The organism is Xanthobacter pseudotagetidis (assembly GCF_043194795.2).
GTDB lineage: Bacteria > Pseudomonadota > Alphaproteobacteria > Rhizobiales > Xanthobacteraceae > Xanthobacter > Xanthobacter tagetidis_A.
In genome coordinates, this window is record NZ_CM195534.1 from 4,616,177 (window position 1) to 4,636,875 (window position 20,699).

Annotated in this window: 34 protein-coding genes; 5 read left to right on the forward strand and 29 right to left on the reverse strand. The window is 68.7% G+C overall.

The genetic code is table 11. The features are described 5' to 3' along the window. Positions 1-61 precede the first annotated feature (61 nt). Positions 62-382, forward strand: coding sequence for a thioredoxin (trxA, locus tag V5F67_RS21045; protein WP_394017966.1), 321 nt, complete (start codon positions 62-64; stop codon positions 380-382). A 98-nt stretch (positions 383-480) separates the two neighbouring features. Here trxA and truA read toward each other — a convergent pair whose 3' ends face one another. From truA to def, 3 genes are read right to left on the reverse strand one after another with little or no spacing between them, the layout of a single operon-like run. Further along, positions 481-1,242, reverse strand: coding sequence for a tRNA pseudouridine(38-40) synthase TruA (truA, locus tag V5F67_RS21050; RefSeq protein ID WP_394017967.1), 762 nt, complete (start codon positions 1,240-1,242; stop codon positions 481-483). A gap of 30 nt (positions 1,243-1,272) precedes the next feature. After that, complete coding sequence (gene fmt / locus V5F67_RS21055) at positions 1,273-2,196, reverse strand: methionyl-tRNA formyltransferase (RefSeq protein WP_394017968.1); 924 nt, start codon at positions 2,194-2,196, stop codon at positions 1,273-1,275. 55 nt (positions 2,197-2,251) lie between these two features. Continuing rightward, positions 2,252-2,770 (reverse strand): peptide deformylase, encoded by a 519-nt coding sequence (gene def, locus V5F67_RS21060; protein WP_394017969.1) that lies wholly within the window; start codon positions 2,768-2,770, stop codon positions 2,252-2,254. Positions 2,771-2,850: 80 nt separating this feature from the next. On the opposite strand from def, the gene V5F67_RS21065 reads away from it, so the two are divergent. Continuing rightward, positions 2,851-4,035: a DNA recombination protein RmuC gene (locus V5F67_RS21065; protein ID WP_394017970.1), complete on the forward strand. Its 1,185-nt coding sequence runs from the start codon at positions 2,851-2,853 to the stop codon at positions 4,033-4,035. Positions 4,036-4,167: 132 nt separating this feature from the next. Here V5F67_RS21065 and V5F67_RS21070 read toward each other — a convergent pair whose 3' ends face one another. The 7 genes from V5F67_RS21070 to V5F67_RS21100 all read right to left on the reverse strand — a co-directional run bounded on the left by V5F67_RS21070 (position 4,168) and on the right by V5F67_RS21100 (position 8,013). Continuing rightward, a complete protein-coding gene (locus tag V5F67_RS21070) occupies positions 4,168-4,407 on the reverse strand; it encodes a hypothetical protein (protein WP_394017971.1) in 240 nt (79 codons plus the stop codon). Positions 4,408-4,467: 60 nt separating this feature from the next. Further along, positions 4,468-4,707 (reverse strand): hypothetical protein, encoded by a 240-nt coding sequence (locus tag V5F67_RS21075; protein ID WP_394017972.1) that lies wholly within the window; start codon positions 4,705-4,707, stop codon positions 4,468-4,470. A 152-nt stretch (positions 4,708-4,859) separates the two neighbouring features. Then, positions 4,860-5,192: a hypothetical protein gene (locus V5F67_RS21080; protein WP_394017973.1), complete on the reverse strand. Its 333-nt coding sequence runs from the start codon at positions 5,190-5,192 to the stop codon at positions 4,860-4,862. 50 nt (positions 5,193-5,242) lie between these two features. Next, positions 5,243-5,938: a dienelactone hydrolase family protein gene (locus V5F67_RS21085; RefSeq protein ID WP_394017974.1), complete on the reverse strand. Its 696-nt coding sequence runs from the start codon at positions 5,936-5,938 to the stop codon at positions 5,243-5,245. Between the two features lie 150 nt (positions 5,939-6,088). Continuing rightward, positions 6,089-6,445 carry an iron-sulfur cluster assembly protein gene (locus V5F67_RS21090; protein ID WP_394017975.1) on the reverse strand — a complete coding sequence of 119 codons (357 nt, stop codon included), beginning with the start codon at positions 6,443-6,445 and terminating at the stop codon, positions 6,089-6,091. 195 nt (positions 6,446-6,640) lie between these two features. Further along, the gene (locus V5F67_RS21095; protein ID WP_394017976.1) at positions 6,641-7,150 is read right to left on the reverse strand and encodes a hypothetical protein; all 510 of its coding nucleotides are present in this window, start codon (positions 7,148-7,150) and stop codon (positions 6,641-6,643) included. Further along, positions 7,147-8,013: a xanthine dehydrogenase gene (locus V5F67_RS21100; RefSeq protein ID WP_394017977.1), complete on the reverse strand. Its 867-nt coding sequence runs from the start codon at positions 8,011-8,013 to the stop codon at positions 7,147-7,149. The genes V5F67_RS21095 and V5F67_RS21100 overlap by 4 nt, the downstream gene beginning before the upstream one ends. A gap of 299 nt (positions 8,014-8,312) precedes the next feature. Here V5F67_RS21100 and V5F67_RS21105 point away from each other — a divergent pair, with 299 nt between their 5' ends. Beyond that, entirely contained in the window at positions 8,313-8,546 is a 234-nt protein-coding gene (locus V5F67_RS21105) for a BolA/IbaG family iron-sulfur metabolism protein (protein ID WP_394017978.1), read from the forward strand. A gap of 59 nt (positions 8,547-8,605) precedes the next feature. Continuing rightward, on the forward strand, positions 8,606-8,938 hold the full coding sequence (grxD, locus tag V5F67_RS21110; protein ID WP_394017979.1) for a Grx4 family monothiol glutaredoxin: 333 nt from the start codon (positions 8,606-8,608) through the stop codon (positions 8,936-8,938). A gap of 161 nt (positions 8,939-9,099) precedes the next feature. Here the strand turns inward: grxD and V5F67_RS21115 are convergent, their stop codons facing one another. From V5F67_RS21115 to V5F67_RS21130, 4 genes are read right to left on the reverse strand one after another with little or no spacing between them, the layout of a single operon-like run. Then, complete coding sequence (locus V5F67_RS21115) at positions 9,100-9,531, reverse strand: group II truncated hemoglobin (protein WP_394017980.1); 432 nt, start codon at positions 9,529-9,531, stop codon at positions 9,100-9,102. A 31-nt stretch (positions 9,532-9,562) separates the two neighbouring features. After that, on the reverse strand, positions 9,563-9,730 hold the full coding sequence (locus tag V5F67_RS21120) for a hypothetical protein (RefSeq protein WP_394017981.1): 168 nt from the start codon (positions 9,728-9,730) through the stop codon (positions 9,563-9,565). A gap of 11 nt (positions 9,731-9,741) precedes the next feature. Then, on the reverse strand, positions 9,742-10,086 hold the full coding sequence (locus V5F67_RS21125) for a DUF6156 family protein (protein ID WP_394017982.1): 345 nt from the start codon (positions 10,084-10,086) through the stop codon (positions 9,742-9,744). 14 nt (positions 10,087-10,100) lie between these two features. Beyond that, on the reverse strand, positions 10,101-10,547 hold the full coding sequence (locus V5F67_RS21130; protein WP_394017983.1) for a Rieske (2Fe-2S) protein: 447 nt from the start codon (positions 10,545-10,547) through the stop codon (positions 10,101-10,103). Positions 10,548-10,737: 190 nt separating this feature from the next. On the opposite strand from V5F67_RS21130, the gene V5F67_RS21135 reads away from it, so the two are divergent. After that, complete coding sequence (locus V5F67_RS21135) at positions 10,738-11,397, forward strand: glutathione S-transferase family protein (RefSeq protein WP_394018256.1); 660 nt, start codon at positions 10,738-10,740, stop codon at positions 11,395-11,397. Between the two features lie 10 nt (positions 11,398-11,407). Here V5F67_RS21135 and V5F67_RS21140 read toward each other — a convergent pair whose 3' ends face one another. The 15 genes from V5F67_RS21140 to nifS form a co-directional block, all read right to left on the reverse strand. Next, positions 11,408-11,662 (reverse strand): hypothetical protein, encoded by a 255-nt coding sequence (locus V5F67_RS21140; protein ID WP_394017984.1) that lies wholly within the window; start codon positions 11,660-11,662, stop codon positions 11,408-11,410. Positions 11,663-11,719: 57 nt separating this feature from the next. Then, positions 11,720-12,031: a ferredoxin gene (locus V5F67_RS21145; RefSeq protein ID WP_394017985.1), complete on the reverse strand. Its 312-nt coding sequence runs from the start codon at positions 12,029-12,031 to the stop codon at positions 11,720-11,722. Positions 12,032-12,095: 64 nt separating this feature from the next. Beyond that, complete coding sequence (locus V5F67_RS21150; protein WP_394017986.1) at positions 12,096-13,295, reverse strand: DegT/DnrJ/EryC1/StrS family aminotransferase; 1,200 nt, start codon at positions 13,293-13,295, stop codon at positions 12,096-12,098. Then, positions 13,292-13,561 (reverse strand): DUF6129 family protein, encoded by a 270-nt coding sequence (locus V5F67_RS21155; RefSeq protein WP_394017987.1) that lies wholly within the window; start codon positions 13,559-13,561, stop codon positions 13,292-13,294. The genes V5F67_RS21150 and V5F67_RS21155 overlap by 4 nt, the downstream gene beginning before the upstream one ends. 36 nt (positions 13,562-13,597) lie before the next feature. Further along, on the reverse strand, positions 13,598-13,954 hold the full coding sequence (locus V5F67_RS21160) for a DUF3024 domain-containing protein (RefSeq protein WP_394017988.1): 357 nt from the start codon (positions 13,952-13,954) through the stop codon (positions 13,598-13,600). A 12-nt stretch (positions 13,955-13,966) separates the two neighbouring features. Next, entirely contained in the window at positions 13,967-14,206 is a 240-nt protein-coding gene (locus V5F67_RS21165) for a nitrogen fixation protein NifZ (RefSeq protein ID WP_394018258.1), read from the reverse strand. After that, entirely contained in the window at positions 14,206-14,532 is a 327-nt protein-coding gene (locus V5F67_RS21170) for a nitrogen fixation protein NifZ (RefSeq protein WP_394017989.1), read from the reverse strand. Before V5F67_RS21170 ends, V5F67_RS21165 begins: the two co-directional genes overlap by 1 nt. After that, entirely contained in the window at positions 14,529-15,311 is a 783-nt protein-coding gene (locus V5F67_RS21175; protein ID WP_394017990.1) for a 4Fe4S-binding leucine-rich repeat protein, read from the reverse strand. The genes V5F67_RS21170 and V5F67_RS21175 overlap by 4 nt, the downstream gene beginning before the upstream one ends. Continuing rightward, on the reverse strand, positions 15,304-15,840 hold the full coding sequence (locus V5F67_RS21180; protein ID WP_394017991.1) for a tetratricopeptide repeat protein: 537 nt from the start codon (positions 15,838-15,840) through the stop codon (positions 15,304-15,306). Before V5F67_RS21180 ends, V5F67_RS21175 begins: the two co-directional genes overlap by 8 nt. A gap of 14 nt (positions 15,841-15,854) precedes the next feature. Beyond that, entirely contained in the window at positions 15,855-16,187 is a 333-nt protein-coding gene (locus tag V5F67_RS21185) for a HesB/IscA family protein (protein WP_394017992.1), read from the reverse strand. A gap of 10 nt (positions 16,188-16,197) precedes the next feature. Further along, positions 16,198-16,422: a 4Fe-4S binding protein gene (locus V5F67_RS21190; protein WP_394017993.1), complete on the reverse strand. Its 225-nt coding sequence runs from the start codon at positions 16,420-16,422 to the stop codon at positions 16,198-16,200. 23 nt (positions 16,423-16,445) lie between these two features. Continuing rightward, on the reverse strand, positions 16,446-17,957 hold the full coding sequence (gene nifB, locus V5F67_RS21195; protein WP_394018260.1) for a nitrogenase cofactor biosynthesis protein NifB: 1,512 nt from the start codon (positions 17,955-17,957) through the stop codon (positions 16,446-16,448). Between the two features lie 362 nt (positions 17,958-18,319). Continuing rightward, the gene (locus V5F67_RS21200; protein ID WP_394017994.1) at positions 18,320-19,186 is read right to left on the reverse strand and encodes an SIR2 family NAD-dependent protein deacylase; all 867 of its coding nucleotides are present in this window, start codon (positions 19,184-19,186) and stop codon (positions 18,320-18,322) included. Between the two features lie 2 nt (positions 19,187-19,188). Further along, positions 19,189-19,407 (reverse strand): putative nitrogen fixation protein NifT, encoded by a 219-nt coding sequence (gene nifT, locus V5F67_RS21205; protein WP_394017995.1) that lies wholly within the window; start codon positions 19,405-19,407, stop codon positions 19,189-19,191. A gap of 69 nt (positions 19,408-19,476) precedes the next feature. Further along, positions 19,477-20,673: a cysteine desulfurase NifS gene (gene nifS, locus V5F67_RS21210; RefSeq protein ID WP_394017996.1), complete on the reverse strand. Its 1,197-nt coding sequence runs from the start codon at positions 20,671-20,673 to the stop codon at positions 19,477-19,479. Positions 20,674-20,699: the final 26 nt, after the last annotated feature.

Sequence of the window (20,699 nt, forward strand, 5' to 3'; positions counted from 1 at the left end):
CCTCCCTACGTTCGGCATCAACATCGGGTATTTCGCCCCTTCGCCGCCTACGAGGTATGCCATGGCCGTGGAAAAGGTTTCCGATCAGAGCTTCGACGAGGACGTGCTCAAGTCGTCCGCGCCGGTGATTGTCGACTTCTGGGCGGAGTGGTGCGGCCCCTGCCGCATGGTGGCGCCGATCCTGGACGAGGTCTCCGGCGAGTTGGGCGAGAAGGTCCGCATCGTGAAGCTGAACGTGGACGAGAATCCCAACACCGCGTCCAAGTACGGCATCATGTCGATCCCGACCCTGCTGCTGTTCAAGGACGGCAAGATCGCCTCCCGCCAGGTGGGCGCCGCCCCCAAGGCGAAGCTGGTGCAGTGGATCAACGCCGCCATCTGAGCCCTCGCCGTCGCCACTCCGGTTGGCGATGAGCGTGAGCCGATCATGAGCACATTGGGGCGCCCGGCCTTGGCCGCGGCGCCCTTTTGACGTGGGCCTCAGCCGGCCTGCGCCTCGTCCATGCGGTAGTCGACGCCGACCAGATAGAGGCCGCAGGCCGGCGCCATGGGGCCGCAGCGCCGGCGGTCGGCGGCCTTGAGCGCCGCCTCCAGGTCGTCCGGGCTCCACACGCCCTCCCCCACCCGCACCAGCGAGCCCACCATGGAGCGCACCTGGTGGTGCAGGAACGAGCGGGCCGAGGTGGTGATGCGGATGGCATCGCCCTCCCGCGCCACATCCAGAAGGTCCAGCGTCTTCACCGGCGAGGCGGCCTGGCACTCGGCGGCGCGGAAGGTGGAAAAATCGTGCTTTCCCAGGAGCCGCTGCGCCGCTTCGTGCATGCGGGCGGCATCGAGACGCTTCGGCACCCGCCAGGCCCGATCGCGGTCGAGCGCGAGGTCGGGGCGGCGGTTCACGAGGCGGTAGAGATAGTGCCGCTTCACGGCTGAGAAGCGGGCGTCGAAGTCGCCCGGCACCTTCTCCGCCGCCAGCACCGCCACCGGATGGGGGCGCAGCTGCGCCGTCATGGCGTCGCGCACCTGGTCGGGCCGCCAGTCCCGCGACAGGTCCACATGCGCCACCTGGCCGGTGGCATGGACGCCGGCATCGGTGCGGCCGGCGCCGGAGACGGTCACCTCCTCGCCGCAGAAACGCGCGAATGCCTCCATGAGCACGCCCTGCACGGTCGGCTGGCCGGCCTGGACCTGCCAGCCGCAGAACGGGGTGCCGTCATATTCGATGGTGAGCTTGTAGCGGGGCATGACCGATGGGACGCGGCGGGCGGCGGCGCGTCAAGCGAGCCGCGTTCCCGGCGGCACCTTGTTGCCGGACAGGAAGGCCTGGGCGCCGGCCGGCTGCTTGCCCGCCTTCTGCACCTCCAGGAGCCGTACCGCCCCCTCGCCGCAGGCGATGGTCAGCGCCTCGTCCAGCACCGTGCCCGGCTCGCCGGCGCCCTCGGAGAGGGTTGAGCGCAGCACCTTCACCCGCGCCTCCTCCGCGCCCAGGGGGAACCAGGCGCCGGGAAAGGGCGAGAGGCCGCGGATGCGATCGTGCACCTCGCGCGCGGGGCGGGACCAGTCGATGCGGGTCTCGGCCTTCTCAATCTTGGCGGCATAGGCGACGCCCTCCGCCTTCTGGGGCGTGAAGATGAGCGCGCCGCGCTCCAGCGCCGCGAGCGCACGCGCCATCAGGTCGGCGCCCACCAGCATCATGCGGTCGTGCAGGTCGCCCGCGGTCATGTCGGGCCCGATGGGGATGCGCTCCACGAGGCCCACCGGCCCGGTGTCGAGCCCCGCCTCCATGCGCATCACCGCGACGCCGGTCTCGGCGTCGCCCGCCATGATGGCGCGCTGGATCGGCGCCGCCCCACGCCAGCGCGGCAGCAGCGATCCGTGCAGGTTGAGGCAGCCCAGCTCGGGAACGTCGAGGATCGCCTGCGGCAGGATCATGCCGTAGGCCACCACCACCGCCACCTCCGGCGCGAGGTCGCGGAAGGCGGCCAGTTCCTCCTCGCTCCGCAGGGAGCGCGGGGTGCGGACGGGAATGCCGAAGCCCTCGGCGATGCGGTGCACGGGCGAGGGCGTGAGGTCGAGCCCGCGCCGCCCGGCCGGCGCCGGCGCGCGGGTATAGACCGCCACCACGTCGTGGCCGCGCGCGACGATCTCGGTGAGAGTGGGCACGGCGAAATCGGGCGTGCCCATGAAGACGATGCGCATTCAGGTCTCGTCCGTTATGGCCGGAAGCGGCGGCGACGGGCGGCGGGGCGCCGGCTCAGCCTTCGGCTTCGCGCTTCGCCTGCTTGGTGAACTTCTTGATGACGCGGTCGCGCTTCAGCTTCGAGAGGTGATCGATGAACAGCACGCCGTTCAGGTGGTCGATCTCGTGCTGGACGCAGGTGGCGAACAGCCCGTCCGCCTCCATCTCGCGCAGCTTGCCCTCAAGATCCATGAACCGGATCGCCACCCGGGCCGGGCGCTCAACCTCCTCGTAATATTCGGGGATGGAGAGGCAGCCCTCGCTGTACACCGACAATTCGTCCGAGGCGGCGACGATCTCTGGATTGATCAGGGCGATGGGCTTCTTGTCCTCGCCCTCGCGCGCGGTGTCGATGGTGACGACGCGCCGCTCCACGCCCACCTGGATCGCCGCGAGGCCGATGCCGGGGGCGTCGTACATGGTCTCGAACATGTCCTCCACCAGCTTGCGCACCTCGCCGTCGATCTTCTCGATCGGCTTGGAGATGGCGCGCAGCTTGGGCTCGGGAAGGATGAGGATGGGCCGGATGGACATAAGCGGCAGATAAGCGATGCCGTGCGGATGGTCAATATGTTCGCACTTTGTTCACGCTTCATGATGCAGTAGAAGAGATCATGTCCGACGTGCTCTTCGTCCTTGCCGGCCGTGCCGTGACCCCTGCCGAGGCGCTCGCCGCCGGCGCGGCGGTGGTGGCTGTGCTGTTCGTTCTCCTCCTCTTCGCCCTGTGGCGACAATCCCGCGCGCGCGCCGTCGCCCATGCGGAGGATGCCGTGCGGGCGCTGGAGCTGGAGCGGCGCATGCGCGAGCTGGCCCGCATCCAGGCGGAGACGGCGGGGCGGGTCCAATCCATGGGCGAGGTGCTGGCCCACCGCCAGGGGGAGCTCGCCCGCGCCGTGGCAGAGCGCCTCGACGCCACCTCGCACCGGCTCGGCGAGAGCATGTCCTCCGCCGCCCGCGCGACGCACGAGAGCCTCGCCCGGCTCGCCGAGCGCCTCGCTCTGGTGGAGCAGGCGGAGAAGAGCCTTTCCGACCTCTCCTCCCAGGTGCTGTCATTGCGCCAGACGCTCGCCAACAAGCAGGCGCGCGGGGCGTTCGGGCAGGCGCGCATGGAGGCGATCGTCGCCGACGGCCTGCCCAAGGATAGCTTCGCCTTCCAGCACACCCTCGCCAGCGGCCGGCGGCCGGACTGCGCCGTGTTCCTGCCCGGCGACCCGCGCCCGCTGCTGATCGACGCCAAGTTCCCGCTGGAAGGCGTCACCCAGTTCCGCGAGGCGACGACGACGGAAGCGCGCAAGGCCGCCGCCCAGCGCCTGCGGGCGGACCTGATGAAGCACGTGGGCGACGTCGCCGAGCGCTACCTCGTGCCGGGGGAGACGCAGGACATCGCCCTTGTCTTCGTGCCCTCCGAATCGGTCTATGGCGAGATCCACGAGCATTTCGACGCCGTGGTGCAGGAGGCGTTCCGCCGCCGCGTGGTGCTGGTCTCCCCCTCCTTGCTCATGCTGGCCGTGCAGATGGTGCAGGCGATCGCCAAGGATGCGCGCATGCGCGAGCAGGCGGACCGCATCCGCGCCGAGGTCGGGGCGCTGGTGGAGGACGTGGCGCGCCTGCGCGAGCGCGTCGGCGACCTCGGCAGGCATTTCGCCCAGGCGGGCGACGACGTTGCGAAGGTTCTCGTCTCGGCCGACAAGATCGCCCGCCGCGGCACGCGGCTGGAGCAGCTGGAGTTCGAGGCGCCCCCTGAGCCAACGCCGGCGCTGCCGGTTGCGGCGAACGACGAACGGCCGGCGGCGGAGTGAGGTAGGCAGCGCAATGCTCTAGCGCGCGATCCGATCCAATTGAATCAATTTGATCGGTGAAGTGCCCTCTAACTCAATGATAGAGAACGCGTTATCCGACCAGTTTGCGTTGCAAGCCGATCGGCGCGGGCTCTAAAGCGGCACGCCGAAGAAATCCTCGTCCGCCCCGCCCCAGGCCTCGTGCAAAGCGAGGGCGCTGCGCCAGCGGGAAAGCTCGGCCTCGCTCGCCTGGCGATGGGTGATGGCCCCATCCGCCAGGTCGCCCAGAAGATAGGGCCGCGCATTGCGCAGGAACCGGTTCAGCGCCTTGGTGTCGTTGGGACGCACCACGCAGCGGGGCGTCTCGTCCACGAGGATGGTGGTGGGCAGCATGGTCCCTTCTCCTCCAGCAGCCGGCGCCGGGCGGGACCATCGGTCCCTTCCCCGCGCGCCTCAGAAGCCGTCCTGCTTGCGTCCCCAGGGGTGCGATCCCGGCACGAGGCCGGCCTTGATGCCCGCCTTCTCGATGTCGGCGAGGCTCTTATAGAACGTCGCCTCGTGCACCAGCGCGCCGGTCTTCGTGGTGATCGCCACGTAGCGCGCCGGCAGGTCGGCCTCGCACAGATAGCCGCCGCCGGGGTCATCCACGCTGCGCACGTTGCCGTCCCAATCCACGAAATACCCGCTCGACATCAAGCGCCTCCCCGGCTGCCGGGACTGCGATGTCCCGCTCTCGCGCCGGACGCAGCAAGGAGCTTGCCAAGGGCGCGAGCATGGAAAGTCCGGCGGCACGCGTCGCGAATGCCACATGCGGCGCGGCGGCGCGTCGATTTCCGGACAGGCGGTCAGGGCGCGCCGTCCTCCTCCGCGTCGGAGCACAGCGCCGCGAGCGCCTGCTCGACCGCGGCATGGCAGGCCCTGAGGCGGGCATATTCACCCGCCTCGACCACCAGCGTCCCCGGCTCCGGGCCGGGCGCGCCGGCATCGGGGCGGCCGGCGAGCGCAGCCTCGAACAAGGCGCGCTCCAGCTGGAAGATGCGCTCGCTGGCGCGTTCCAGATAGGGCAGCGGATTGGCCCGCACGTTCTGCTCGTGCAGGGCATCGAGGCTGAGCAGGGTGCGGAAGCGCCGTTCCTTGCGGCGCTTCTCGGCGCCGAAATCGTGCTCGATCACGCTCATGCCACGGCCCTCCGCGTCCGGCGCCCGCCCCCGTCAGTCCATGCCCCCCGTCAGTCCATGGGCGGGCCCATGTCGGCGTCCTTCTTCTTGCCCTTCTTGTCGGTCTTCGCGAGCGCATAGGCGCCGGCATTCTTCATGGTCACGGGCGGCTGGCCCTGCACATATTGCGCGATCCAGTTCAGGGTCCGCGCCTGCGCCATGCCGGCGACCTCGGCGTCGTAGCCGGGCGCGCCCTCCGTGGCGAAGCCGTGACCGGCGCCGGGATAGGTGAAGGCGCTCACGTCCGGACGAACGAAACGGAACTGCGTCACCTCTTCCAGCGGGATCACCTCGTCCGCCTCGCCGAAATGCATCAGGGTCGGCACCTTGCACTTGCCGCGCTGGGTGCCGGAGACGCCGTCGCCATAATAGCCGATGGCGCAGGCGATGCCCTTCACCTCGTTGGCGGCGAGGAAGGCGAGATAGCCGCCACGGTCATAGCCGACGACCGCCACCTTGCCCGCATCCTTCACCGCGTCCACCGTCGCCTGGACGGCGGAGAGCGACCAGGCGGTGTCGGCGTCCGGCGCCAGCGCCGGCGCGACCGCCACATAGCCTTCGGCGGCGAAGCCGTCGGCGATCTTGCGCATGCCGTCCTCGCGGTCCCCCGCCTCGGGCAGGATCACAACGGCGCCCTTGGGCGCCTCGGAGGGGTCCGCCCGATAGGCGCAGAAGGTCTGGGCGTCACTCGCAGTCAGTTCGATCATGGCAGCCCTCATGGGTTGGCGTTCGCCCGGCGCCGTCGCGCGCCACTTTGGCGAACACTGATCTCATGCATGTTGGGTGCCATGAGACGTAATATAAATCTGCATATAACGGCAGGCGACGCCGGGATGATCGATGCCAAGTCCCCCGCTTTACAGGAGCCCGAGCTCCAGCTGCACCTCTTCCGACATGCGGGAGCGATCCCAAGGCGGGTCGAAGACCAGATTGACCTTCACCTCGGCAATCTCGGGCAGCGTGCGCACCGCCTCCTCCACCCAGGTGAGCATCTGCCCCGCCACCGGGCAGCCCGGCGCGGTGAGGGTCATATCGATCTCCACCGAGCTCTCGCTCAGCCAGTCCAGCCGATAGATCAGGCCGAGATCGTAGATGTTCACCGGGATCTCGGGGTCGTGCACCGTGCGCAGCGCGGCGATCACGCGCTCGGTCATGGCCTGCGTGTCTGGGGCTTGCGTGTCGGGAGCCATCGTGGCGATGTCGAGTTCCGTCATATCCTGCAGCCTTTCTGGCGCCGCGAGGCGCCCGCGAGGGCCGGTCCATGGGCTCCGGAGCGGTCGTGGCGGCGCCTGCCATCCCAACGGGGCAGGACACTGCGACGCCTCCGGTCTCGTGCCGAAAACGTTGCAAGCACGATGCCATGCGGCGGATACGGGACCGGATGACGCAGGATCGGCGGGATCGCGGCCTCAGCGCAGCCCCTCGGCCAGCTCGGCCACCACCGGCCAGCCCACCGCGCCCGAGGGATCGAGCACCCTCAGCGCGCGGAGCATCTCGGCGGCGGCGTCGGGCTCCTCGCGGCGCAGGTGGATGAAGGCCAGCGCCTTCAGCGTGTAGAGCGCGAAGCGCGCGGCGCCGTCGGCGGCGAGCGGCCCGGGCGTCCAGGCGCGCCAGTCGGACCTCCAGCCGGCCTGGCGGGCCGCCTCTTCCAGCCCGCGCCGGGCGGCGCTCAGGGCCTCGTCGAGATTGCCCTGGTAGGTGTGGATCTTGTAGAGGCAGAAATAGACCGGCAGGGCCTGCGGCGCCGCGTCCAGCGCCTTGCGAAACAAGGCCTCGGCGGCCGCCCGGTCCTTGCGGTAGGCGACCACGCCCTGCTGGAGCAAGGCGTCGATCTCCTCCGGCAGGTCGCCGAAATTGATCGTGTCCGGCGAGAAGCGCAGCTCGATCAGTGGCTGCCCGGCGGCGTTGCCCCTGCTCATTTGATGAGATGCACCTGTGGGGTCGACAGGCGCCGCGCCGCCTTGTGACGGGCGAGCGCGCGCACGACGCCCTTGGCGATGGCGCCGGCGCGCGCGTCGATGCCGGTCCAGCTGGCGGTGCGCCCGCGCGGGTCGATCTCCAGCAGCTTCACGCCCTGCGGCACCTCGGTCCCGTCACGCGCCACGCCGCGCACGAAGCCATCGAACGGCGCGCGCACCGGCGTCCCGCCCAGATAGCCGACGATGAAATCCTTGTAGACCCGTGTGCCGATCTCGATCGCCGTATGCCAGCGCCCCGCCACCTCCGCGCGCGCGAAGCGGGCCGCGAGCTGGCCGCCAAGGCTCGAAGGCACCCCGTCCGGCGGCTCGGTGGAGCCGTGCGCGATCACGCGGCCGGCGAGGCCAGGCCGGGTTTCCACCGCCACGTCGCAGTTGAAGCCGCTGGAGAAGCCCGGCCCGACGCCGACCGCCAGACGGCCGAGGCGCCGCAGGTCCGGCGTCACCTCGTACTTGTGCATGCGGGCGTCGACGAGGATGTCGATGGCGCCGATGACGATGAGGTCGAGCAGGCCCAGCTCGGTCACCGTCACCCCCGCCCCGGCGGTCAGCCGGTCGCGGACCTCAATGCTGGTCTCCGCCCGGCCGGCCACCACCCCGGCGACGTTGGCCGCGTCATCGTAGAGGGCATCGTGGAACGCCATGCGACGGCGGATCACCGGCGGCATGGGATCGTGCGACAGCACCACCCCGTGGCCGGCCCAGAACAGGTGGACCGCCACGGCGGACGCGATCTCGTTTGTGCCGAGGATGACGGCGAAGGGCGGAAGCGGCCCGCGCCGGCTCCCCTGTCTCGTGTCGCTCATGTGCGCTCCTCGACTGGGCTGATGCCGAGAAGCAAGAGCCGGGCCGTTTTGCTTCTTCCCGCTGCCGAGCGTCGCCCCAGCGCTGTTTCCGGCGGTAGCGAACGCTTTCAGTGCGCGCGTCGCATCTTCGACAGCGCGCCTCCGCGCCTGTCGCATGTCCGACACCCGCGGCCGGCTCAACCCTGCCGCCGGCCTCGAGCGGAGCGCCATCCGGGCCAAGAAGCCACGGCGCCGCCGCGGATGCCCCAGTTGGTTTCGACCTTGCATGAGCCAGCGCAATCTTGAGGGAGACACAGCGAATGGCCATGGCGGCAGCCGACATCGAGGAACTCGTGAAGGCGGCGTTTCCGGACGCCGAGGTGGTGATCGTGGACCTTGCCGGCGACGGCGACCACTATGCCGCGCGCATCACCTCGCAGGCCTTCAAGGGCAAGAGCCGGGTGCAGCAGCACCAGATGGTCTATGCGGCGCTGAAGGGAAACATGGGCGGCGTTCTCCACGCCCTCGCCTTGGAGACCATCGCGCCCGCCTGACCCGGGTCGTCGGCGGGACCCGTCTTTATCCGCAACAGGATTTTTCAAGGAGCATTGCCATGGCGAGCACCAGTGACCGCATCAAGTCCATCATCGACGGCGCCGACGTGGTGCTGTTCATGAAGGGGGTTCCCGCCGCCCCGCAGTGCGGCTTCTCCGGCGCCGTGGTGCAGGTGCTGACGCAGGCGGGGGTGCCGTTCGCGAGCTTCGACGTGCTCTCCGACCCCTATGTGCGCGAGGGCATCAAGGAATTCTCGAACTGGCCGACCATTCCCCAACTCTATGTGAAGGGCGAGTTCGTCGGCGGCTGCGATATCGTGCGCGAGATGTTCAAGGCCGGCGAGCTCCAGGCGCTGCTGGCCGAGAAGGGGATTCTCGCCCCGGCCCAGTGAAAGCAACGGATGGCGGAACCGTATCGACCACCGTCATGCCCGGCCGCCGGGAGTTGCGGGACATGTCAGGCGGAACGACCCGGCCGTGGCGGCGCGCAAGCAAGCGCCGCCGCCCTCGGGCGCGACACCGGGACGTTCGTGCAAATCCTTGAATGAATCGATCAGCCGCCCGGCCGGTGGCCGGCGTCGTGCGGATTGCCGGCCGTGTTGCGCATCCAGTCGGCGAGCTTGGCGAGGGTCGCATACATGGCGTCCCGCGCCGCCGCGTCGGCGACCGTTTCGTCAAGCGCGCCGCGCATGCACAGGAGCCACGCGTCGCGCTCGGCGTTGCCGATGGGAAAGCCCAGGTGGCGCTGGCGTAGGCGCGGATGGCCCTTCTGCGGCGTGTAGAGCGCCGGCCCGCCGGTCCATTCCGTGAGATAGCGCTTCAGCACCTGCTTGATGGGGCCGAGGTCGTCCGGATGCATGGCGCGGATGCCTTCCGCCTCCGGCAGGCGATCCATGCGGTCGTAGAAGGCCTCGACCAGACGGTCGATGACCGCCACACCGCCGAGGCGCTCGAACATGCTGATCTCCTGAACCGCCTCGCTCATGCCAATCCTTCCCGCGGTGCCGGATGCACCGCTATTCCTCCATGTTCGGCAGGAGGATGACCTCCGCCGGCGCGCCCGGACCCTGGGCGGCGACGAAATCGAGCGCGCTCACCAGCGAGAGCCCGCCATCGCTCTCCATCAGCACCACCGCCTCGGGCGGCAGCTTGGCGAGCGCCTCCAGGAGCTGGGCGACCGTCATGACGGCCCCCCTCAGCCGCCGCCGACGAGGCGGCCCGCCTCGTCGTAGATCAGCTCGGACGGCTCCTCGTCCAGCATCGCCACCACCGCGCGGCGCAGCACGCCGTTGGCGTGATAGCCGTAGCTGTGGGTCAGCTCCACCTCGCCATAGACCACCTTCTCGAACCCCGTCAGCCGGCCGGCGTCGTCGTAATAGGCGCGGATATAGGTGTTGCGATGGCCAAGCCCCTCCTCGGGGATGGGGCTGACCAGGTTGAAGGGCAGCCGCACCCCCGTGTAGGACAGGAAATAGCGGCAATCGGCGGCCCTGCAGGCCAGATCGGCCATCGACAAAGCACTGCCCGAAGAAGAAGACATGGAAGCCATTCGCCTCAGCCTGGGTGGATCATGATTTCCATGGTCTCGTCGTGCCCGTCATAGCCGCTCGCGCTGTCGTCCTCGACGAGCGCGATGCCGCACAGGCATACGTCCGATCCCATGAGGGCGAGCGGGATCGGCTCCAGGCTCGCGCCCGCGCACGGGCCTTCCAGGCACAGGCCGCTCGCGATGTCGAATTTCGCCCCGTGGCGGCCGCACCTGAGATGGGCCTTGTCGGGCGTGAAGAAGGTGCCATCGCCGATATTGAGCCACACCTTCCCGTGCGGGCAGGCATTGACGTAGCCCACGAACTCGCGCGGGCGCACGCGTACCACCACGATCCGGAAGGGCCGCGCCTCGCCGTCATGGCTGAGCCGCGACAGGCTGAAGGCCTGCGCGCCGCCGGGTGGAATGCTCTCCGCCTCGCAGATGGCGAAGACCTCGATGCCGGACGATGTCATGGCCCCCTTCCCTCGGTTCGGCGGAGCGTCCGCTTTCGCCTCCGGCATCCGCCCGCCTGTCGCAAACGCGACGGCGACCGCGCGCCTTGTCCGCGCAAAGGCGCGAAAACACAGATTGTCCCGATATTTGCATGAAGCATGCCGACGCGGGCCGCAGGGGCCGCGCGCACAGGGGCGTCCCATGGCGGCGATGAAGTTCTACATGACACCGGGCTCGTGCTCGACCGGCATCCACATCATCCTGGAGGAGCTGGACGAGATCTTCGAGGCCCACGTCGTCAACCTGCCGGCGGGCGACAACTTCAAGCCGGGCTATCTCGCCATCAATCCCAAGGGCACCATTCCCGCCTTGGTGCGTCCGGACGGCAGCGCGCTCACGGAGCTGGTGGCCATCGCCTATTGGCTCGGCCGCGCGCGGGGCCGTGGGCGATTGTGGCCGCAGGACCTGGAAGGGGAGACCCGCGCCATCGAGACGATGAGCCATGTGGCGGGCACGATCCACGGCCACGGCTTTGCGCGCCTGTTCACCACGCCCACCTTCTCGCGTGCGCAGTCGGAGCAGGAGAGCGTGAAGGCGCTTGGCCGGCTGATCGTCGAGAAGGGGTTCGCGGTCCTGGCGCGCCAGATGGATGGCCGCGACTTCGTCGCCGGCGCCTTCAGCGTCGCCGACGCGGTGCTGTTCTATGCCGAGTTCTGGGCCGACAAGACCGGCATCGCGCTGCCGGCGCCGCTGCTGGCCCATTACCGGCGGCTGCTGGGCCGGCCGGCTGTGATCCGCGTGCTGAAGGAGGAGGGCTACGACCCCTCCCGCCTGGGCGGCGCGGCGCCCCAGCCGGCGGCGGCCGGCTGAGGGCGGATCATCAGGCGACGCCGGTGGAGACCGCCGTCTTCAGCGCGTCGAACTCCGCGCGGGGAATGCGGAACACGCCGCGCCCGCCGGACAGCGGCTGGAAATAGGACGGGTCGGACTTCTCGCGCAGGTAGAAGAACCATTCCTGCGGCGTCAGCCCGGACGGGCGCTCGCCGATCTCCACCACCGTGGCATCGGGCGCGAAGCGGGCGTGGACGAGAACCTTGGTTTCCGCGGTCTGGATTTCCGTCGTCTGGGCGTCCATGGGTCACTCCGTCGGGTGAGCGGGAGAGGCGCTCCGCGCCTCCCCGCATTGGGGGCGTCAGAAACCGGAGAACTCGCCGAGCAGCTCCACCTTCACGTTCTCGGTGCCCAGCACCTGCGCGTAGCAGGCGATGCGGGACTTCGAGCCGACGCCGACGATGGTGTCGAGCTTCTCGTTCTCCTCGCGCGTGGTCTTAGAGATGCCCTTGCGGCCCTCCAGCACGAAGATGTGCGCCGCGTCGCCGCAATTCTCCGGACTCTGCTCGGGCAGGGTCGGCACCACCTCGCGGATGGCGGCCCAAAGATTGGTGCCCTCAGGCACCTCGATGCTCTTGCTGGCGGGAAGAACCGTGACAGTAACCGTGGACATTGTCCTGCTCCGTTGTATCGATCTTCTTGGCTTGACTTGCCGTTTTGGTCGGCTCCGTGAAGCCTCAGTAGATGGCGGCGCCTGCCCCCACGTTCACCGAGGCGTCCTTCATCGTCGCGACGATGAACTCGATCTCGTCCTCGGCGAGGTGGGCATGGAACGGCAGCGCCACCGCCCGGTCGGCCACCTTCTCGGTGACCAGCAGGTCGCCCTTGCGATATCCGAGGTCGAAATAGTGCCGCTGCAAGTGCAGCGGGTTGGCGTAGGCGGCCGCCTGCACGCGCTCGACGCCGAGGTCCTCGACGATGGCGTCGCGGCTCGATTTCGAGAACCGCGTGCCGAGATGGACCAGATAGAGGAACCAGTGCACCTCGGTGACGTCCGGCCCCACATAGGGGTCCTTGATGCCCTCGAACGACTGCACATACTGGTAATAGAGCTGCTCGGTGAGGCGCCGGCGCTCCAGGATCTCGTCGATCCGGTTCAATTGCGCGAGGCCCAAGGCGGCGGTGAGGTCGCTGATCGGCGCCTGGTAAGGCGCGTTCATGGAGACCACCACGGAAGAGCGCTCCTCCAGCCGGTGGGAGCGCAGGCGGCGCATCGCCATGGCGATGTCCACGTCGTCGGTCACCACCATGCCTCCCTCGCCGCACACCAGGGGGCCGGGCTGGGAGAAGTCGAATACCGCGACGTCGCCGAACGAGCCGACGAGCCGGTCCTTGTAGCGCGAGCCGATGGCCTCGGTGGAATCCTCGATCAGAATCAGCCCGCGCTCCTCGGCGAGCACGCGCAGCGGGTCCCAGGCGGCGGGATGGCCGTTGGCGTTGGCGGCGACGATGGCCTTCGTCCTGTCGGTGATCTTAAGCGCCGCCTTCTCCGGCACCAGCGTTCCGGCCCAGTAGTCGATGTCGGCGAACACCGGCCGCGCGCCGGCGAGCGTCACCGCATGCGTGGTCTCGCGGAAGGAATAGGCCGAGCACACCACCTCGTCGCCCGGGCCGATGCCGTAGGCCTTCAGCGCCAGGAGCAAGCCGAGCGTGCCCGAGGGCACGGCGACGGCGTAGGCGCGCCCCACATAGGCGGCGAAGGAGGCCTCGAACGCCTCCATCACCGGACCCGCGGACAGGCGCGGCGAGCGGATTACCGCGTCGATGGCGGCAAGCTCGGCCGTCGTCACGTCCGGGTCGGAGAGCGGAATGAAACGGCCCTCGGGCAAGCCCGGGGCTTCATCGAGATCGTCGCCCATCACCGCAGGCTCGCTCATGGCGCATCGCTCCTTCTGGCGAGCACGAGGCCGGTGGCCCGCGCGGGATCGTCGGTGAGCTGGACGCAGTGGTCGCGGGCGTCCATCAGGTGCAGGTCGTAGGCGCCGATGGTGCGGAACGGCGTCTCCGCCACGTCGGAAGCGTCGCAGCGCGTGAAGGTGAAGCCGGGAAAGCGCGCGCGCAGGGCCGGGAAGACCTGCCCGTCCGCCGGCGGCGCCGCCAGCATGCCGGCGATCACGCCAAGATCGTCCTCGTTCAGCGCCATGGCTTCAACTCCCTCAAGGCGCCCGCGGGAGCGGGCTCACTGCCAGAACTTGCGGTGCTCGTCGAAGGTCAGAACGTCGAGCACGGCGGACAGCCGCAGATGCCGGCAATCCCATTCCCACAGCCCCTTGCCGTGGTCCTTGCGGAACAGGTCCCATTGGCCCTGCTCCTCGTCGAACAGCAGCAGCGCGATATCGACGATGCCGCCATCCGGATCGATGTTGCGCGAGCAGCAGGCGCTCTCGATCCGGTAGCCGCCGGGCACCGGCAGCACCGCCGGCTCCACGTAGCGGTAGCGCCGCCGCGTCTTCAGCGCCCGTTCCACGCGGCGCTTGTCGAGATCGTTCGGCTGGGCCTTGCCGCCCATGGACATGCCGAGCATCGTCGCCGCCATGGCTCGCTCCCATCACACCGGCTCGATCTCTTCCTCGAGGCAGCCGACCACGAGGCGTTCAGTGAACTCGACCAGATAGATCGGCGTGTTGCTGTCGGTGTGCATGCCCACCTGGACGATCTCGCCGGTGGTGCCCTCGGCCGCCAGCAGCGCGTCCTCCGGCACGTCCGGATAGCCGCCGTCGTTGCGCAGCTCGATCAGGGTCTTGACCCTCTGGCCCCACTGATACTTGGGGGTACGCGGCTCGAACATCATCGCGCCAGCCCTCCGACGCTCGGCAGGGGCAAATCGATGTCCTCGTCGCGGCTGATGACCGGGTCGAGCTCCTTCTTCTTCATGCCGACGCGGTTGCCGCTCTCCATGAATTCGACGCCGTAGATGTAGAATTGCTGGAGAAACGTGCCGATGGAGACCACGTATCCTTCCTCGCCCTTCTTCGCGAGGATCTCGCCGATCTCCTTGCCGGCATAGGTGCCGTCGTTGCGGATGGTACGCTTGGCCTTCACCTTCTCGCCGAAGGAGAAGTATGGCGGCTCCGTGATCTCCACCACCTCGCTGTCGCGGACGATGTTGCTCATCTCGGCATCTCCCTCATGAGTTCCGCGCCTTCGTCGCCGACGGCCCCGCGCGAACGCGCCATCTCCCGCACCATGACGTCCTTGTCGTCGACGAGGTCGCCGAGCAGGCCGGCGGGCACGCGGCTCGCCACCTCGTAGCGCACGCGCCAGTCGGGATCGGCCTTCAGGCGCGCCAGGAGGTCAGGCGCGAGGCGTTGCGCCGCCTCCAGGCGCACGCTCGCGGCGGTGTCGTCCGCCATGCGGAGCAGCCATTCGGCCGGCAGGCGCTGAGCCACGACCCGGCGCACCTCCACCTCCGCATCGTCCATCAACCGGGAGAGCAGCGGCGGCGCGACGCGGCGCGCGACCACGATGCGCACGTAGTAATCGGGGTCCGCCAGCATGGGCACCAGCTCGGCGTCGTCCAGCAGCGATGCGATGCGGATGCGCACCTCCCGGTGCGGGTCGTGGCGCAGGCGCAGGATCAAGCGCTTGGGCAGGCGCCGCGCCGCGTTCCATCGCACCGTCTCCTCGGGATCGTCGAGCAGCGGCGGCAGGAGGAACACGTCCGCATGCTTGGCGGCGATGGCGCGCACCTCGAAATGCTCGTGATGAACGTACGTGTTCGCCAGTTCGGGATTCCAGCTGAAGAACCGGTCGATGCGCCGCGCATAGCGGTCGTTGACGCAGGCGTGCCTCAGCCGGCACCGGCCTTCCGCGCGCATGGCGTCGTGGATGCAGGCGCCGCATTGGATTTCCTGGCCGCGCCAGTCGATGGCCTCGTCGATCTCGTCAGTCATCGCCCTCACCCGCGCGGTTCAGGACGTCGATGAGGAGCCTCGCGCCGATCTTGTCGGTGGGGTCGAGCTGAAGCAGCTTCTCCGCCGCCGCCCGGCCCTCATCGAGGTTGCCGAGCCGCATGTTGAGATAGGCGTAGCCCTTGAGCGTGAAGAGGAAGAAACGCGGCATCAGCTCCTCGTAGCGGCCGAACAGCGCGTCCTCCGGCGCCACGTCGCGCCAGTCCGCCGGCAGGTTGGTCTCGCGCTGGGCCTTGGCGAGGCAGATGCGCGCCACCTCCAGGCATTCGGCGAGCCGGCCCTTGTAGAAATAGAAGCGATAGAGGCCGATGAGCACCGCGGCATGGCCCGGCGCGATGGCCTCCGCCTGCCTCAAGTGCGCCTCGGCCACCTCGCCGAGGTGATAGGACAGGCCCGCCTGCCAGAGGTGCCAGTTGGCCTCCTCCGGCAGGCCCCCGCCCAGGAGCGCGCTCGCCAGCAGGCCGTCTTCCGCGAAGGCGGACGGCTCGCTCTGATGCGGGCGCGCGGCCATGGTCGCCCCGTTCCTCACAGGCCCGCGGGCAGCGCCTGGCCGTGGGAGGCGCAGGTGGTTGCCTTGGGATCATGGAACACGAGGCCGGTCTTGGCGGCGGTGTCGGTGAAGTCCACCGTCACGCCGTCGAGCAGGATGCGGCTCTCGGCTGGGAGGAACAGCTTCACCGCGCCCTTCTGCACCACCGCGTCGCCCGGCATGGGCTCGCGCAGCACGCAGATGTCGGCGTTGAGGCCCGAGCAGCCGCCCGGCGAGACGGCGAGGCGAAAGCCCGCCCCCGGCCCGCCGTCGGACATCACCATGAGCCGCATGAACTTCTCGGCCTTGGGGGTGATGGTAAAGTTCATCGTCTCCTCCTCAGGCCGGAAGCTGGTAGCGCGGATAGGCGTTGTCGATGACGCAGGTGTTGTCCACCGGACAGACGGCGGCGCACTGCGGCTCGTCGAAGTGGCCGAGGCACTCGGTGCACTTCTTCGGATCGATCACGAACGTGCCGTTCTTCTCGGAGATGGCGACGTTCGGGCACTCCGGCTCGCAGGCTGAGCAGGAGGTGCACTGGGAGGCGATGATCTTGAGGGTCATGGAATGTGATCCTTGTCTTCGCCTCAGGCCGCGCTGATGAGCGCGCCCTGGCGGATCTCCGCGTCACCGCGCACGGTGTGCTCGATCTCGCCGCTCTTCACCTTGTCCAGGTAGTCCTTGAACCAGGTGATGGCGCTCTTCTCGATGAATTCGTGGGCATACTGGTCCACGGGGTCGATGCCGGCCTTCTGCAGGTCCGCCTTCGGGCAGCCGCCGATCTTGGCGACGAACACCGCATGGCAGTCATTGATGGCGCGGATCACGGTCTCGAGAGAGTCCTCGTCGCCGTAGCCGCCCTGGCAGTAGAGGTCGACGCGGCGATGGCCGACGAACTTCGCGCCGGCGGTCGAGAGCTCGTAGACCTGGAACTCCTTGGCGTGGCCGAAGTGCTCGTTGATGAGGCCGGAACCCTTGGTGGCGACCGCGATCAGCAGCTTGATGTCGCTCTGCTCGCCGGCGAGGGTCTCCAATTCCTCCTGCTTCGCCGCCACCTTGGCGACGCGCTCCTCCTCGACCATGGCCTGGTAGGCCTTGCGGCCCTCCATGTCGTAGTTCACTTCCATCGCCATGATCTTGTCGGTGGTGAACTCGGCGGAGCGGTCCTCGCCCAAGAGCCCCACCGCGTCGGCGCGGCACTGGCGGCAGTGGCGCATCATGTTCATCTCGCCCTCGCAGCTGTCCTGCAGGGCCTTCAGCTCCTGGGCGGACGGGCCGCGCTGGCCGTTGAGGCCGAACACGGTGCCGTGCTCGGGCGAGGAGATCAGCGGCATGATGTTGTGCAGGAACGCGCCGCGCGACTTCACGGCCTTGTTCACCTCGACCAAGTGCTGGTCGTTGATGCCGGGGATCATCACCGAGTTGATCTTGCACAGGATGCCGCGCTCGGTGAGCATCTCCAGGCCCTGGAGCTGGCGATCGGTGAGGATCTTGGCCGCCTCGTAGCCGGTGTAGCGCTTGTGCTTCCAGAAGATCCACGGATAGATCTGCGCGCCGACCTCGGGGTCCACCATGTTGATGGTGATGGTGACGTGGTCGACATTGTAGCTGGCGATGGTGTCCACGTGATCGGGCAGGGCCAGGCCGTTGGTGGACAGACAGAGCTTGATGTCGGGGGCAGTCTTCGAGATCAGCTCGAAGGTCTTGAAGGTCTTCTCGGGGTTCGCCAGCGGGTCGCCGGGGCCGGCGATGCCGAGCACGGTCATCTGCGGGATGGTGGAGGCCACCGCCAGCACCTTCTTCGCCGCCTGCTCGGGGGTCAGCTTTTCGGAGACCACGCCCGGCCGGCTCTCGTTGGCGCAGTCATACTTGCGATTGCAGTAGTTGCACTGGATGTTGCAAGCTGGCGCCACGGCCACGTGCATACGGGCGTAGTGGTGGTGGGCCTCCTCGGAATAGCAGGGATGGTTCTTCACCTTCTCCCAGATCTCGGTCGGCAGGTCGTTCTCGCCCGCGCCCGAGCCGCAGCTCGCCTTGCCCGAGCCGCCGGACGTGCCGCAGCCCTTGTGCTCGGCCATCTTCTGCATCAGGTCGTCCATGTCGACGGCGGTCCCGACGGCGTCTCCCACATGCTCAGTCGTCGCGTCCATGTTTGGTGCTCCTCGTGTCGAGCAGGATCCAGTCATCCTGAGGAGACGTGAGCAACCGGCGTGCCACCCGCGCGAAATGAAATTATCTCATTAGTATCAGCCAGTTATCGACCAGTCTGCGCTGTCGCGTTGCGCACACGGGACAAACCGGAACGCCGCCGACATGTTGGAAAGGTTACATGTTCGCGGCCCCGGAACAGATCTTTCGGCGCGTCTCTTGATCTTGATCAATGCGCCGCGCCGAATCCGAACGCCGGCGGGCCTCCATGGGAGGTCGCCGGCGCTGGGAAGGCGCAATGGGGCTGGAGCCGTCAGGCGGCGATCAGGATCTCCGTCGCCCGGGCGAGCGGCACCGCCACGGGGATAATGCCGTGGCCGAACAGGAAGCGCATCTCGTTCTTCGTCAGCGCCTCCGGGTCCACCACGGCGTAGTTCGGGCCGCCGGAGCGCTTGATGATCTGCCGCGCGTAGTTGCGCAGGAGCTGGTCGTGGAACCGGCAGCCGAGGAACAGGAAGCCCCGCTCGGTGCGGCGGTCCTTGACGATGTCCGGAATCGGCGTCTGGATGTCGATCTCGGTCAGGACCTCCACATAGTCCGCATCGGAGATGAGGAAGTTCTTCGCCGGCACCGCGCCGCCGTGGGGCTTGTAGAGCAAGGTCGTCCAGGACGGCGCGACCGTCTTGTCGGTCTCGGTGCCGGCCGCGTCGTAGAAGCGGTACCAGCGGTCCTCGCCGATGCCGGCGCGGGTGATGCCCTGCACCTCGCCCCAATCGGCGCGATCGGCCAGCGCCGCGCGCATGGCGCCGTCGTACCAGGTGTCGACGATCATCGGCAGCTTGAGGCCGGCAAGATAGGCGTGGAGCGCGGTCGGCGGCACCGGGGTCGCGAACGCCTCCGCCATCAAAGCGGAGACGGTGTTGCGGTGCCTGGTGCTCTCGATGTGCTGGGCCGAGGCCCAGGCATTGCCCTTGGCGCGCTTCGGCAGCGCCACCTTGGTGCCGAAGAAGGCGGCGAGCGCCTCCGGCGTCATGGGCACGCTCGTCGCCCCGAGCGCGGCGACACCGGGGCCGAGATAGGGCACCACCGCGCCCGCATCGAGCCCGGCGGCCGCCTTGGCGATGACCGCCTCTGCGTCCGCGAGCCTGAGGATATCCGCCGTCGAGACCGGGGCGTTCATCGTCACTCCTCCTCGCTGCCGCGCTTCTTGGCGTTGACGGTGATGGGCAGGCTGGTGCCCGGCGCCATCTCCGGCAGGTCGAGCACCCAGCCGTTGGCGATCTTGATCCAGCCTCCCCACAGGGTCTCGTGCTCGAACTCCACGATGGGCTCCTCCAGGTCCTTCTTGGGGACATAGATGGACAGGCCGGTCTCGGGAGAACGGCGGATCATGACTTTCATGAGGGGGCTCCTGGATGAAGGGTCGCACGCCGCCGCCGGCGGACGGCGCGATGTCGGGGAAAGACGGGATCAGCCATGGGCGGCGGGCTCCGGCTGGCGCGCCTGCCAGGCGGGCGACATCTCCCTGAGCGCGGCGACGATGCCGGGCAGCGCCTCCAGCACAAGGTCCACGTCGGCGCCGGCATTCTCGCGCGACAGGGACAGGCGCAGCGCGCCGTGGAGCGCCTTGGCGGGCAGGTTCATGGCCTTGAGCACATGGGAGGGCTCTGTTGAGCCGGAGGTGCAGGCGGAACCCGTGGAGGCGGCGATGCCGGCGCGGTCGAGCCGGTTCAGGACCGCCTCGCCGTCCAGGTAGTCGAAGGCGAGGTTCGCAGTGTTGGGCAAGCGGTTCTCGCCGTCGCCGTTCACCCGGCATCCTTCGATGCGCTGGAGGAGGCCCTGCTCCAGCCGGTCGCGCAGGCCGCGCACCCGCGTGCCCTCGTCGGAAAGATGAGCGAGCGCCAGCTCGGCCGCCTTGCCCAGGCCGACGATGGCCGGCACGTTCTCGGTGCCACCGCGGCGCCCGCGCTCCTGGTGGCCGCCGCGGATCAGCGGCTTGAACTTCACACCCTTCCGCACATAGAGCGCGCCGATGCCCTTCGGGCCATGCAGCTTGTGGCCGGACAGCGACAGCATGTCGATGGCCGTGGCCTTCACGTCCATGGGCACCTTGCCCACCGCCTGCACCGCATCGGTATGGAACAGGGCGCCGGCGGCCTTCGCCATGTCGGCGAGCATCGCCACCGGGAAGAGCGTGCCGGTCTCGTTGTTGGCCCACATCACCGAGACGAGCGCGGTGCGCGGGCCGAGCGCGGCCCTGTAGGCGTCGAGATCGAGGCGCCCGGCGGCGTCGACGCCGACATAGTGGACCTTCACGCCGCGGGTCTTCTGCAGATGCGCCGCCGGCGCCAGGATGGCCTGGTGCTCCACCTGCGTCGTCACGATCTCGCTGCGCCCCTCGGCCTCCATTGCGTCCAGCGCCGAGAGCAATGCGGCATTGTCGGATTCCGTGCCGCCGGAGGTGAAGACCACCTCATGGTCGAAGGCTGCGCCGAGCAGCGCGGCGAGACCCTTGCGCGCGCCCTTCACCGCCTCGGCCACGTTGGCGCCGAAGGCATGGGTGGAGGAGGCGTTGCCGAACTCGTCCGAGAAGTAGGGCAGCATGGCCGCCACCACTTCCGGATCGGTGCGCGTCGTCGCGTTGTTGTCGAGATAGACCGGCCGCACGGGACGACGCCTCCCTGTTGAGGCCC

Bases quoted from the DNA above. Each gene is read 5' to 3' on its own strand.
- V5F67_RS21170 (WP_394017989.1), bottom strand. From the start codon at position 14,532: ATGAGCAACATCGTCCGCGACAGCGAGGTGGTGGAGATCACGGAGCCG.
- V5F67_RS21165 (WP_394018258.1), bottom strand. From the start codon at position 14,206: ATGTTCGAGCCGCGTACCCCCAAGTATCAGTGGGGCCAGAGGGTCAAG.
- V5F67_RS21115 (WP_394017980.1), bottom strand. From the start codon at position 9,531: ATGAGCGAGGCGGTTCAGGAGATCAGCATGTTCGAGCGCCTCGGCGGT.
- nifT (WP_394017995.1), bottom strand. From the start codon at position 19,407: ATGAAAGTCATGATCCGCCGTTCTCCCGAGACCGGCCTGTCCATCTAT.
- V5F67_RS21130 (WP_394017983.1), bottom strand. From the start codon at position 10,547: ATGACATCGTCCGGCATCGAGGTCTTCGCCATCTGCGAGGCGGAGAGC.
- V5F67_RS21085 (WP_394017974.1), bottom strand. From the start codon at position 5,938: ATGATCGAACTGACTGCGAGTGACGCCCAGACCTTCTGCGCCTATCGG.
- V5F67_RS21200 (WP_394017994.1), bottom strand. From the start codon at position 19,186: ATGAACGCCCCGGTCTCGACGGCGGATATCCTCAGGCTCGCGGACGCA.
- V5F67_RS21105 (WP_394017978.1), top strand. From the start codon at position 8,313: ATGGCCATGGCGGCAGCCGACATCGAGGAACTCGTGAAGGCGGCGTTT.
- truA (WP_394017967.1), bottom strand. From the start codon at position 1,242: ATGCCCCGCTACAAGCTCACCATCGAATATGACGGCACCCCGTTCTGC.
- fmt (WP_394017968.1), bottom strand. From the start codon at position 2,196: ATGCGCATCGTCTTCATGGGCACGCCCGATTTCGCCGTGCCCACTCTC.
- V5F67_RS21080 (WP_394017973.1), bottom strand. From the start codon at position 5,192: ATGAGCGTGATCGAGCACGATTTCGGCGCCGAGAAGCGCCGCAAGGAA.
- grxD (WP_394017979.1), top strand. From the start codon at position 8,606: ATGGCGAGCACCAGTGACCGCATCAAGTCCATCATCGACGGCGCCGAC.
- V5F67_RS21185 (WP_394017992.1), bottom strand. From the start codon at position 16,187: ATGAACTTTACCATCACCCCCAAGGCCGAGAAGTTCATGCGGCTCATG.
- V5F67_RS21100 (WP_394017977.1), bottom strand. From the start codon at position 8,013: ATGAGCGACACGAGACAGGGGAGCCGGCGCGGGCCGCTTCCGCCCTTC.
- V5F67_RS21070 (WP_394017971.1), bottom strand. From the start codon at position 4,407: ATGCTGCCCACCACCATCCTCGTGGACGAGACGCCCCGCTGCGTGGTG.
- nifB (WP_394018260.1), bottom strand. From the start codon at position 17,957: ATGGACGACCTGATGCAGAAGATGGCCGAGCACAAGGGCTGCGGCACG.
- V5F67_RS21120 (WP_394017981.1), bottom strand. From the start codon at position 9,730: ATGACGGTCGCCCAGCTCCTGGAGGCGCTCGCCAAGCTGCCGCCCGAG.
- V5F67_RS21065 (WP_394017970.1), top strand. From the start codon at position 2,851: ATGTCCGACGTGCTCTTCGTCCTTGCCGGCCGTGCCGTGACCCCTGCC.
- V5F67_RS21095 (WP_394017976.1), bottom strand. From the start codon at position 7,150: ATGAGCAGGGGCAACGCCGCCGGGCAGCCACTGATCGAGCTGCGCTTC.
- V5F67_RS21180 (WP_394017991.1), bottom strand. From the start codon at position 15,840: ATGGCCGCGCGCCCGCATCAGAGCGAGCCGTCCGCCTTCGCGGAAGAC.
- V5F67_RS21125 (WP_394017982.1), bottom strand. From the start codon at position 10,086: ATGTCTTCTTCTTCGGGCAGTGCTTTGTCGATGGCCGATCTGGCCTGC.
- V5F67_RS21160 (WP_394017988.1), bottom strand. From the start codon at position 13,954: ATGGCGGCGACGATGCTCGGCATGTCCATGGGCGGCAAGGCCCAGCCG.
- V5F67_RS21150 (WP_394017986.1), bottom strand. From the start codon at position 13,295: ATGAGCGAGCCTGCGGTGATGGGCGACGATCTCGATGAAGCCCCGGGC.
- V5F67_RS21155 (WP_394017987.1), bottom strand. From the start codon at position 13,561: ATGGCGCTGAACGAGGACGATCTTGGCGTGATCGCCGGCATGCTGGCG.
- V5F67_RS21175 (WP_394017990.1), bottom strand. From the start codon at position 15,311: ATGACTGACGAGATCGACGAGGCCATCGACTGGCGCGGCCAGGAAATC.
- def (WP_394017969.1), bottom strand. From the start codon at position 2,770: ATGTCCATCCGGCCCATCCTCATCCTTCCCGAGCCCAAGCTGCGCGCC.
- V5F67_RS21135 (WP_394018256.1), top strand. From the start codon at position 10,738: ATGAAGTTCTACATGACACCGGGCTCGTGCTCGACCGGCATCCACATC.
- trxA (WP_394017966.1), top strand. From the start codon at position 62: ATGGCCGTGGAAAAGGTTTCCGATCAGAGCTTCGACGAGGACGTGCTC.
- V5F67_RS21090 (WP_394017975.1), bottom strand. From the start codon at position 6,445: ATGACGGAACTCGACATCGCCACGATGGCTCCCGACACGCAAGCCCCA.
- V5F67_RS21190 (WP_394017993.1), bottom strand. From the start codon at position 16,422: ATGACCCTCAAGATCATCGCCTCCCAGTGCACCTCCTGCTCAGCCTGC.
- V5F67_RS21145 (WP_394017985.1), bottom strand. From the start codon at position 12,031: ATGTCCACGGTTACTGTCACGGTTCTTCCCGCCAGCAAGAGCATCGAG.
- V5F67_RS21140 (WP_394017984.1), bottom strand. From the start codon at position 11,662: ATGGACGCCCAGACGACGGAAATCCAGACCGCGGAAACCAAGGTTCTC.
- V5F67_RS21075 (WP_394017972.1), bottom strand. From the start codon at position 4,707: ATGTCGAGCGGGTATTTCGTGGATTGGGACGGCAACGTGCGCAGCGTG.